Raw genomic sequence first — 10,122 nt, forward strand, 5'->3', positions numbered from 1 at the left:
TACGCTGTCGATCGACACGGTGAAGGCGGCGCAGGCGGCGGGCGACATGCTGGGCCGTCTGGTTCCCGACATCAAGAAGACGGCGGCCTTGGTCGAGGAGATCTCGGCGGCGTGCCGGGAGCAGGATGTCGGGTCGGGCCAGATCAACCAGGCGATCCAGCAGCTCGACAAGGTGACGCAGCAGAATGCGAGCGCCTCCGAGCAGGTCTCGGCGACCTCCGAGGAGCTGGCAGCGCAGGCCGAGCAGCTCCAGGCGACGATCGGGTACTTCCGGATCGACGGGGTGCAGGCGCCCGGCGCGCGCGCGCTCCAGATCGACGGGGCGGTGACGCAGCTGCGTGCCACGGCGGCCCGGATGGCGGCGTCCCCGGTGGTGAAGTCGCCGGTCCGGAGCCCGGCCAAGCGCGGGGCGGCCGGGCGGCCGGCCTCAGCGGCCAAGTCCGCTTCCACGCCGCGATCGGCGGGCGGCGGTTTCGCCCTCGACATGACCGAGGGCGACGAGCGCGACGCCGACTTCACCCGCGTCGCCTGACGCAACGAATCACCCGTCCGCGCGGATCGACCTGCGTGGACGGCCGGTCGGCGCGTCGATCCTGTTCGATCGCCGACGGTCGCAACGACATCCGAAGACTCAGGGACGCGCGGAAAAAGGGCGGACAGATGCGGTTCACGATCAAAGCGAAACTCGGGATCGCCTTCGGGGCGATCCTCATCCTCCTCGGCGGGGCCGGTACCCTGGCGGTATCGAGCCTCAGCCAGTCCAACGACCGGATGCAGGCCTTCGCGGCCCGTCCCTTCAGCCAGGTCCAGCGGATCCTGCGCATCGAGGCGATGTCGTTCGACGCCGCCCGCATGTTCGCCCGCTCGATGCTTGAGCCGACGACCGCCGCCCGCGAGAAGCTGTTCGCCGAGTTCAAGGCGAACGATGCCAAGCTCCAGGGTATCCTGAAGGACTATACCGACCTCGTCCCGGCCGAGGAACGCGGCCGCGTCGCTCCCTTGCGCGAGAACTGGGCCAAGCTCGGCGAGGCCGTGAACAAGGGCATGGAGTTCGCCGTCCAGAACGGCAACAACACCGCCAACAGCATCGCGACCGGCGATCAGCTGACCACCTATACCGCCGTAATGGCACGCCTCGACGACCTCAAGGGACGCGCCGACCTCCCGGCCGAGGACCGCACCCTCGTCAGCGCCATCGAGCTGAAGATGGTCCGCCTGCGCGGCGAGATCTACCGCGAGATCGTGATCACCGACGACGCCCTGCTCAGCAAGGTCGCCGACGAGTTCGCCGAGACCCGGAAGGCCCTGTGGCGCGACCTCGCCCGGCTCGCCGAGATCGGCCGGGCCGGCGGCTACGCCGAGGCGGCCGGCGCCCTGTCGGCCGCCGTGAAGGCCTGGGAACCCCCGGCCGAGAAGGTCTTCGCCCTCGGGCTGTCCAATACCGACGCCAAGGCCCTGCGCACCTATGTCGGCCCCTTCACCGAGGCCCGCAGGGCGGTGCTCGAGGAGGTGGGCAAGCTGCGCGGCTACGAGGAGAGCGTGGCCCAGGGCTTCGTGCAGGAGACGCAGGCGGCCTATCAATCAATCCGCACGATCCTGCTCGCCGTCGTGGTCGGCGCGGTGATCCTCGGCCTCGCCATGGCGCTGTGGATGGCGGTCACGATTTCCCGCGGCCTCGCCAAGGCGGTCGCCGCGGCCCAGGACGTCGCCGCTGGCGACCTCACCAAGGACGTGGTGCCGACCGGCCGGGACGAGGTGACCGAGCTGCTCCGGGCGATCCAGGCGATGAACCTGAAGCTGCGCGAGGTCGTCGGCCAGGTGGTGACGGCGGCGGCCAACGTCTCGGCGGGTTCTCAGGAGCTGTCGGCCTCGGCCGAGCAGCTGTCGCAGGGCTCGACCGAGCAGGCCGCCTCAACCGAGGAGGCCTCCGCCTCGATGGAGGAGATGGCCGCCAACGTGAAGCAGAACGCCGAGAATGCCGGCCAGACCGAGGCCATCGCCCGCCAGTCGGCCAAGGATGCCGAGGCCAGCGGTGCCGCGGTGGGTCGCGCCGTCGAGGCGATGCAGACCATCGCCCAGAAGATCACCATCGTGCAGGAGATCGCCCGCCAGACCGACCTGCTGGCGCTGAACGCCGCCGTCGAGGCGGCGCGGGCCGGCGAGCACGGCCGCGGCTTTGCCGTGGTGGCGAGCGAGGTGCGGAAGCTTGCCGAGCGCAGCCAGGCGGCGGCGGCCGAGATCGGGACGCTGTCGATCGACACGGTGAAGGCGGCGCAGGCGGCGGGCGACATGCTGGGCCGTCTGGTTCCCGACATCAAGAAGACGGCGGCCTTGGTCGAGGAGATCTCGGCGGCGTGCCGGGAGCAGGATGTCGGGTCTGGCCAGATCAACCAGGCGATCCAGCAGCTCGACAAGGTGACGCAGCAGAATGCGAGCGCCTCCGAGCAGGTCTCGGCGACCTCCGAGGAGCTGGCGGCACAGGCCGAGCAGCTCCAGGCGACGATCGCGTATTTCCGCGTCGACGGTTCGCAGGCGCCGGCACGGCCGATCGACGGGGCGGTGTCGCAGCTGCGGGCGACCGCCGTCCGGATGGCATCGCCCCCGGTGGTGAAGTCGCCGGTCAGGGCCCCGGCCACGCGTGGAGCGGTCGCCCGCCTCGCCAAGGCGACGCCGAGATCCGCCACGACGGCCGCGCCCAGATCCGGCGGCGGAGGCTTCGCCATCGATCTGAGCGAGGGCGACGAGCGCGACGGCGACTTCACCCGCGTCGCCTGAGCGGGCCGGGGCCCGCCCACCGGCCCCGCACGACAGTCCCGGCCGCCGCCCCTTCCGCCGGAGGGCGGCAACCGGGCTCCCATCGATCACCCCCACCCCGCCCCGGCATTCCGGGGGCGAACAGCAGGTCATTGGAGCGCCGGATGTCGAGCGTGTGGCAGTATCTAACCCTCGGTCTCGGTCGTGAGACCTTCGGGATCGACATCGAGAACGTCCAGGAGATCCTGGATTACCGTGCCCCCGCGGCCTTGCCGCAGGCGCCCGCCTTCCTGGTCGGGATGATCGACGTGCGCGGCCAGAGCTACCCGGTGGTCGACCTGCGGACCAAGCTCGGCCTGCCGCCGGAGGCGCCGACGCCGGCGACCCGGATCATCCTGCTCAACATCCCCATGGCCGAGCGGACGATGCGGGTCGGCTTCGTGGCCGACAGGGTCTTCGAGGTGACGGAGCTCGACCGTGCCGAGATGGAGGCGGCCCCCGAGGTCGGCGGGCGCTGGCGCTCGAGCTACATCGCCGGCATCGGCCGGCGCGGCGACGCCTTCGTGGTGGTGTTCGACCTCGCGCGGTTGATGGCGGGCGACGAGCCGGCGCTTGCCGGCCGGCCGCTGGCCGCTTGAGAAGCGGGGTCTCCGTGTCCATTCCCCTCGCCTCGCAGCAGCTGAGCGAGCGCCACTTCCGGTCGATCGCCGAGGTCATCGAAACGCGCGTCGGCATCCAGCTGCCCTCCACCAAGCGGACGATGGTCGAGGGACGCCTGCGCAAGCGGGTGCGGGCCCTGCGCCTCGACAGTCTGGAGGCCTATGCCCGCCACCTCTTCGACGAGGGGCGGCTTTCCGAGGAATTCGTCCACCTCGTCGATTGCGTGACGACCAACAAGACCGACTTCTTCCGCGAGCCGGCGCATTTCGATCTGCTGCGCGAGACGCTGGTGCCGCGGCTCTGCGCGCTCCCGGCCCATCGCGGCGAGCGCCCCCTCCTGAAGATCTGGAGCGCGGCGGCCTCGACCGGCGCCGAGGCCTACACGCTGGCGATGGTGCTGCAGGACATGATCGGCGCGGGCTGCCGCTTCGAGTATGCGATCCTCGGAACCGACGTCTCGACGGAGGTGCTGCGCGTCGCCGCCGCCGGGATCTATGCCGAGGAGATGCTTGCCGAGGTGCCCGCCCCGTTGCGCCGCCGCTACGTCATGGCGGCCCGCGACCCGGCCCGGCAGATCGGCCGGATCGTGCCCGAGCTGCGCCGACGGGTGCGCTTCAGCCACCTCAACCTGATGGAGGAGCGTTACCCGATCGACCGCGACGTCGACGTCGTGTTCTGCCGCAACGTGCTGATCTACTTCGACCGGCCGACGCAGCGGGCGGTGCTCGGGCGGCTCGCCGGCCACCTGCGCCCCGGCGGCTACCTCGCCGTGGGCCATTCCGAATCGATGTCCGTCGCCGGCGTCCCGGGCCTGACCCAGGTCACGTCGACCGTCTTCCGCCGCTGAGGGAAAGCCATGCCCGCGACCGCCCCGATCCGCGTTCTGGTGGTGGACGATTCGGCCTCCGTCCGGCAGACGTTGTGCCAGATCCTCGCCACCGCTCCCGACATCACGGTGCTGGGCACCGCCGCCGACCCGTTCGTGGCGGCCCGGCGCATCCAGGAGGAGGTGCCCGACGTCATCATCCTCGACCTCGAGATGCCCCGGATGGACGGGCTCACCTTCCTGCGCAAGATCATGGCGCAGAAGCCGATCCCGGTGATCGTGTGCTCGACCCTGACCGAGGCGGGATCGCGCATGCTGTTCGACGTGCTGGAGGCCGGCGCCGTCGACGTGCTGCCCAAGCCCCGCATCGACACCCGCCAGTTCCTGGTCGAATCCTCGGTGCGGGTCTGCGACGCGGTGCGGGCGGCCGCCCGCTCGCGCCTGCGCCCGCGGCGCGCGAGCGGGCGAAGCGTCGAGGCCAAGCTGTCGGCGGACGCGATGCTGCCGCCGCCGGTCGCGACCCGCCGCGTCGCCGGGACCGACCCGATCGTCTGCATCGGCGCCTCGACCGGCGGTACCGAGGCCCTGCGCGACGTGCTGGAGCTCCTGCCGGCCGACTCGCCCGGCATCGTCGTCGTCCAGCACATGCCCGAGCGCTTCACCGCCGCCTTCGCGCGCCGGCTCGACGGGCTCTGCGCCGTCTCGGTCAAGGAAGCCGAGAGCGGGGACGCGGTGCTGCCGGGCCGGGTGCTGATCGCGCCGGGCGGGCGCCACCTGCTGGTTCAGCGGACGGGCGGGCACTACGCCGTGGCGGTCAAGGACGGGCCGCTGGTCTCGCGCCACCGCCCCTCCGTCGACGTGATGTTCCGTTCGGCGGCGCAAGCCGCAGGCGCCAACGCGCTCGGCATCCTGATGACCGGCATGGGCGACGACGGCGCCAACGGCCTCCTGGAGATGCGCCGGGCCGGCGCCCTGACGATTGCCCAGGACGAGGAGAGCTGCGTGGTGTTCGGGATGCCCAAGGAGGCGATCGAGCGCGGCGCCGCCGCCAAGGTGACCGCGCTCGAGCACATCCACCTGGAGATCCTGCGGTTCGGCGCGGCCGCGCCGCTCAGCCGGACCGCCTGAGGCCAGGATTCCGCTCCCGCGCACGGACGGTCGAGCGCCCCGTTTCATCCGCAGCGGGGACGAAACGACGCACGGCGACGACCCGTGCTCGTGCGTTGAATCGCGCGGCCAAGGTAGCGAGCCGGCCGCGCCGATGCAGGTCGTGGAATGCCCGAGATCAGACATGAGACCCCCGAGACGCGGGCCGACGCCCTGGAACGCCAGCGGAACCTGAAGATGGCGCGGTCGGCCCACGCCTATGTCCGCGGCAACACCCTGAAGTTCTACGAGTGGCTGGACGGGCTTCCCCGCGGGACCCTGCCGGAGGGGCCGCCGATCTGGATCTGCGGCGATTGCCATCTCGGCAATCTCGGGCCGCTCGCCGATGCCGAGGGCCGGGTCGACATCCAGATCCGCGACCTCGACCAGACGGTGATCGGCAACCCGACCCACGACCTCGTCCGCCTCGGCCTGTCGCTGGCGAGCGCCGCCCGCGGCTCGGACCTGCCCGGCGTGGTCACCGCCCGGATGCTGGAGGAGATGGTCCGCGGCTACGCGCGAGGTCTCGAGGGACCGGGGAGCGACGCGACCCCGCCCGAGCCGGAGGTGGTGCGCACCGTGCGGCGGCGTGCTCTCGGCCGGCGCTGGAAGCAGCTCGCCCGCGAGCGCCTCAAGGACGTGGAGCCGGCCATCCCGCTCGGGCGCAAGTTCTGGGCTCTGGACGACGCCGAGCGCGACGCCCTGGCGACCCTGTTCGACGAGGAGGACGTGCGCTCCCTCGTGCGGGCGCTCGACGACCGGGACCCGGCGAGGCGCGATCGGGCGGTGGACCTTCGCCTGATCGACGCGGCCTACTGGATGAAGGGGTGCAGCTCGCTCGGCTTCCTGCGCTACGCCGCCCTGGTGCGGATCGAGGCCCCGCACGACGGGGATTCGCGGACCAAGGAGGCCCATGCCAAGAGTCTCCACCCCCGGGAGCCCCATGGCCGGGGCCGGCTGGCCCTGATCGACCTGAAGGAGGCGGTGGCGCCGGCCGCACCCACCGCCCCGGGGGCGCGGATGCCGCCGGACCATGCCGCCCGGGTCGTGGCCGGGGCACGGGCGCTGTCGCCGAATCTCGGCGAGCGGATGCTGCCGGTGCGGCTCCTCGGCAAACCGGTGGTGATGCGCGAGCTGGCGCCCCAGGACCTGAAGCTCGACGTCGACCAGTTCAGCCGCGAGGAAGCGGTGCGCGCCGCCCATTATCTCGCCACCGTGGTCGGCAAGGCGCATGGCCGGCAGATGGACGAGGCGGCCCGCGCCGGCTGGCGGGCGGAGGTCATGCGCGGCACGGATGACGGCGCGGAGGCGCCGTCCTGGCTGTGGTCGAGCGTGGTCGAGCTCGCCGGCCGGCACGAGGTCGGCTACCTGCAGCATTGCCGGCGCTACGCCGACGCGCGGGCCGCCTGAGCGACGGCCGCCCTCAAGCGGCGGCGATCGGATAGCCCCTTATACTCCCTACGAGCTTGCCAGCCGGCCCGGCGCCCCGTAGCGGGGAGGGTGCGGGCCGCTCCGTCCCGCCAGGACGGGCGGCGCGCGTCAGACCCGTCGGGAGAGAGGGAACGATGGCGGCCGACACCCGGGCCCGAGGCGAGCTGGCATCCCCGATCGAGGCCGGCGAAGGGGCCGGCGAAGGGGCCGGCAAGCGGGCCGGTGAGTGCGAGCGGCTGGTCGCCTCCCGCGACTGGTCGGGCACGGCGCTGGGCCCGATCACGGCCTGGCCGCAAAGCCTGCGCACCGCGACGGCGCTCCTCCTGCGCTCGCCGGTCCCGATGGTGATGCTGTGGGGCGAGGACGGCATCATGATCTACAACGATGCCTACTCGGTCTTCGCCGGCGGGCGGCATCCCGATCTCCTCGGCGCCAAGGTGCGGGAGGGCTGGCCCGAGGTCGCCGGCTTCAACGACCACGTGATGCATGTGGGCCTGGCCGGCGGGACCTTGTCCTACAAGGACAAGGAGCTGACCCTCTACCGGCACGGCGGGCCCGAGCAGGTCTGGATGAACCTCGACTACTCGCCCGTGCCGGACGAGAGCGGACGGCCGGCGGGCGTGCTCTGCGTGCTCGCCGAGACCACCGCCCACGTCGCGGCCGAGCGCGAGCTGAAGGACAGCGAGGCGCGGCTCGCCGCCATCTTCGCGGGGGCGACCGTCGGCCTGTCCGAGGTCGGCCTGGACGGCCGCTTCCTGCGGGTGAACGAGGAGCTGTGCCGGCTCCTCGGCCGCCAGCCCGACGCCCTCCTGTCCCTGACCTTCGCCGACGTGACCCATCCCGACGACATGCGGCCGAGCCGCGACTCCGTCGCGCGCGTGCTCGGGGGCGGCGGCACCGCCTCGCTCGACAAGCGCTACCGGCGGCCGGACGGCACGATCGTCTGGGCCAACAGCCGCATCACCCGCCTCGTCGACGCCCGCGGGGAGCCCGGCAACCTGCTCGTCGCGACGGTCGACCTCACCGAGCGACACGGCGCCGAGGAGCGCCTGCGCGCGAGCGAGGCGCGCTTCCGGCTGATGGCCGACGCGGTGCCCCAGATCGTCTGGATCACCGACGCGGAGGGCCGCACCGAGTTCTTCAACCGGCAGTGGACCGCCTATACGGGCGTGCCCTACGAGCCGACGAATGCCGCCGAGGTCGCCGCCCACCACATCCACCCGGATGACGCCGCGGCCACGATGGCGGCGTTCGAGGCGGCGCAGCGCTCGGGCAGCACCTTCCTGGCCGAGCACCGCATCCGCTCCGCGCAAGGAACCTACCGCTGGTTCCTGGTCCGGGCCGAGCCCTACCGCGATGCGGCGACGGGGGCGGTCGTGCGCTGGTTCGGCGCCTCGGTCGACATCCACGACCGCAAGCTCGCGGAGACGGCCCTGCTGGCGCTGAACGCCGACCTCGAGCGCGAGGTGGTCGAGCGCACGCGCGAACGCGGCCTGATCTGGCGCCACAGCCTCGACCTGCTCTCCGTCATCGATCTGGCGGGCGGGACCTTCGACGCGGTCAACCCGGCCTGGACCGCGGCGCTCGGCTGGGCGACCGCCGAGTTCGAGGGGCGGTCCTACTCCACCTTCGTGCATCCCGACGATCTCGGCGCCAGCGCCGGCGCCCTGGCGCAGGTACGCCAGGGCCTGCCGCTCCTGCGGTTCGAGAACCGCTACCGGGCGAAGGACGGGGGGTGGCGCTGGCTCTCCTGGGTGGCAGTGCCGGAGGCCGGCAAGCTCTATTCGGTCACCCGCGACGTCACCGAGGAGAAGGAGCGCCGGGCGGCGCTCGAGGCGGCGCAGGACGCCCTGCGCCAGTCGCAGAAGATGGAGGCGATGGGTCAGCTCACCGGCGGCGTCGCCCACGACTTCAACAACCTGCTCACCCCGATCGTCGGCTCCCTCGATCTGCTGCAGCGCCGCGGCGTCGGCGGCGAGCGCGAGCAGCGCCTGATCGCCGGGGCGATGCAAGCGGCCGAGCGCGCCAAGACCCTGGTGCAGCGGCTCCTCGCCTTCGCCCGGCGCCAGCCGCTGCAGGCGACCGCCGTCGATGTCGCCCGGCTCGTCACCGGCATGGGCGACCTCGTCGCCAGCACCACCGGCCCGCAGATCCGGGTCGTCGTCGAGGTGCCGAACGACCTGCCGCCGGCCAAGGCGGACCCGAACCAGCTCGAGATGGCGCTCCTCAACCTGAGCGTGAACGCCCGGGACGCGATGCCGGAGGGCGGCACGCTGCGCATCACGGCCGGCGAGGAGCATGTGGCCGAGGGCCACCGCACCGGCCTGAATCCCGGTCCCTATATCCGCCTGTCGGTCGCCGATACCGGCACGGGCATGGACGAGGCGACGCTCGCCCGGGCGGTCGAGCCGTTCTTCTCGACCAAGGGCATCGGCAAGGGCACGGGCCTCGGCCTGTCGATGGTGCACGGACTCGCCTCGCAGCTCAGCGGCGCGCTCACCCTCCGGAGCCGGCCGGGTCTCGGCACCGATGTCGCGCTATGGCTGCCCCTGAGCGAAGCGGCGCCGGAGCCGCCGGCGACCGTCGCCGAGCCCCTCGACGCCGCGCCCGCGCGCCGGACCGCGCTGCTCGTCGACGACGAGGAACTGGTCCGCCTGAGCACCGCCGACATGCTCGGCGACCTCGGCTACACGGTGGTCGAGGCGCGGTCGGCCGAGGAGGCGCTACGCCTCGTCGAACGCGGCGAGCCCTTCGATCTCTTGGTCACCGATCACCTCATGCCGGGGCTCACCGGCACCGACCTGGCACGCGCGGTCCGCACCGCGCGGCCCGGAATGCCGGTGCTCCTGGTCTCCGGCTATGCGGAGAGCGACGGGGTCGCCACCGACCTGCCGCGGCTCGTGAAACCGTTCCGGAAGGCGGAACTGGCGGCGAGCCTGGCGCGGCTGGCGGGGGGTTGAGCATCCCGCCTCTCGCCTTCCTGTACGTCACCGCGGGATCGTGGCGGGCCCCCGGCTCACGCGCGGCCTTGTACCCCCTCCCCTTCCCAGCCGGTTCTCCTGTCCGACGCGAGGCGGAAGGGGGTGCCTGAACGCGACGAAGCCCGCCAGGGATGATCCTGGCGGGCTTGCGTGTTGAGGTCGTGACGAGGGAATGCGTGACGTGCTTGGCAGGTCTGGCGGTGACCGACTCTCCCGTGTCTTGAGACACAGTACCATAGGCGCTGGGGCGGTTAACGGCCGAGTTCGAGATGGGATCGGGTTCAGATCACCCCGCTCAGACCACCAGACCGGCCAAGCACGTTC

General features: G+C 72.2%; 6 protein-coding genes, 1 rRNA gene and 1 pseudogene. 7 read left to right on the forward strand and 1 reads right to left on the reverse strand.

All coding sequences use genetic code 11. The features are described 5' to 3' along the window. The 7 genes and pseudogenes from FF100_RS35290 to FF100_RS35320 all read left to right on the forward strand — a co-directional run. Positions 1 to 532, forward strand: a pseudogene (locus FF100_RS35290) (methyl-accepting chemotaxis protein); the annotation flags it as partial. A 128-nt stretch (positions 533 to 660) separates the two neighbouring features. Next, the gene (locus FF100_RS35295) at positions 661 to 2,775 is read left to right on the forward strand and encodes a HAMP domain-containing methyl-accepting chemotaxis protein (protein WP_139040672.1); all 2,115 of its coding nucleotides are present in this window, start codon (positions 661 to 663) and stop codon (positions 2,773 to 2,775) included. Between the two features lie 143 nt (positions 2,776 to 2,918). Next, positions 2,919 to 3,392: a chemotaxis protein CheW gene (locus FF100_RS35300; protein ID WP_139040668.1), complete on the forward strand. Its 474-nt coding sequence runs from the start codon at positions 2,919 to 2,921 to the stop codon at positions 3,390 to 3,392. A 14-nt stretch (positions 3,393 to 3,406) separates the two neighbouring features. After that, the gene (locus FF100_RS35305; protein ID WP_425463387.1) at positions 3,407 to 4,261 is read left to right on the forward strand and encodes a CheR family methyltransferase; all 855 of its coding nucleotides are present in this window, start codon (positions 3,407 to 3,409) and stop codon (positions 4,259 to 4,261) included. 9 nt (positions 4,262 to 4,270) lie between these two features. Beyond that, complete coding sequence (locus FF100_RS35310; protein WP_139040669.1) at positions 4,271 to 5,368, forward strand: protein-glutamate methylesterase/protein-glutamine glutaminase; 1,098 nt, start codon at positions 4,271 to 4,273, stop codon at positions 5,366 to 5,368. Positions 5,369 to 5,515: 147 nt separating this feature from the next. Continuing rightward, a complete protein-coding gene (locus tag FF100_RS35315) occupies positions 5,516 to 6,796 on the forward strand; it encodes a DUF2252 family protein (protein ID WP_139040670.1) in 1,281 nt (426 codons plus the stop codon). Between the two features lie 155 nt (positions 6,797 to 6,951). Further along, complete coding sequence (locus FF100_RS35320; RefSeq protein WP_139040671.1) at positions 6,952 to 9,777, forward strand: PAS domain-containing hybrid sensor histidine kinase/response regulator; 2,826 nt, start codon at positions 6,952 to 6,954, stop codon at positions 9,775 to 9,777. Positions 9,778 to 9,990: 213 nt separating this feature from the next. Here FF100_RS35320 and rrf read toward each other — a convergent pair. Then, positions 9,991 to 10,106 (reverse strand): 5S ribosomal RNA (gene rrf, locus FF100_RS35325). Positions 10,107 to 10,122 lie beyond the last annotated feature (16 nt).

Source organism: Methylobacterium terricola, from assembly GCF_006151805.1.
GTDB classification, from domain to species: domain Bacteria; phylum Pseudomonadota; class Alphaproteobacteria; order Rhizobiales; family Beijerinckiaceae; genus Methylobacterium; species Methylobacterium terricola.

Excerpts from the sequence above, each read along its gene's own strand:
- FF100_RS35315 (WP_139040670.1), top strand. The coding sequence starts at position 5,516 with ATGCCCGAGATCAGACATGAGACCCCCGAGACGCGGGCCGACGCCCTG.
- FF100_RS35310 (WP_139040669.1), top strand. The coding sequence starts at position 4,271 with ATGCCCGCGACCGCCCCGATCCGCGTTCTGGTGGTGGACGATTCGGCC.
- FF100_RS35320 (WP_139040671.1), top strand. The coding sequence starts at position 6,952 with ATGGCGGCCGACACCCGGGCCCGAGGCGAGCTGGCATCCCCGATCGAG.
- FF100_RS35295 (WP_139040672.1), top strand. The coding sequence starts at position 661 with ATGCGGTTCACGATCAAAGCGAAACTCGGGATCGCCTTCGGGGCGATC.
- FF100_RS35300 (WP_139040668.1), top strand. The coding sequence starts at position 2,919 with ATGTCGAGCGTGTGGCAGTATCTAACCCTCGGTCTCGGTCGTGAGACC.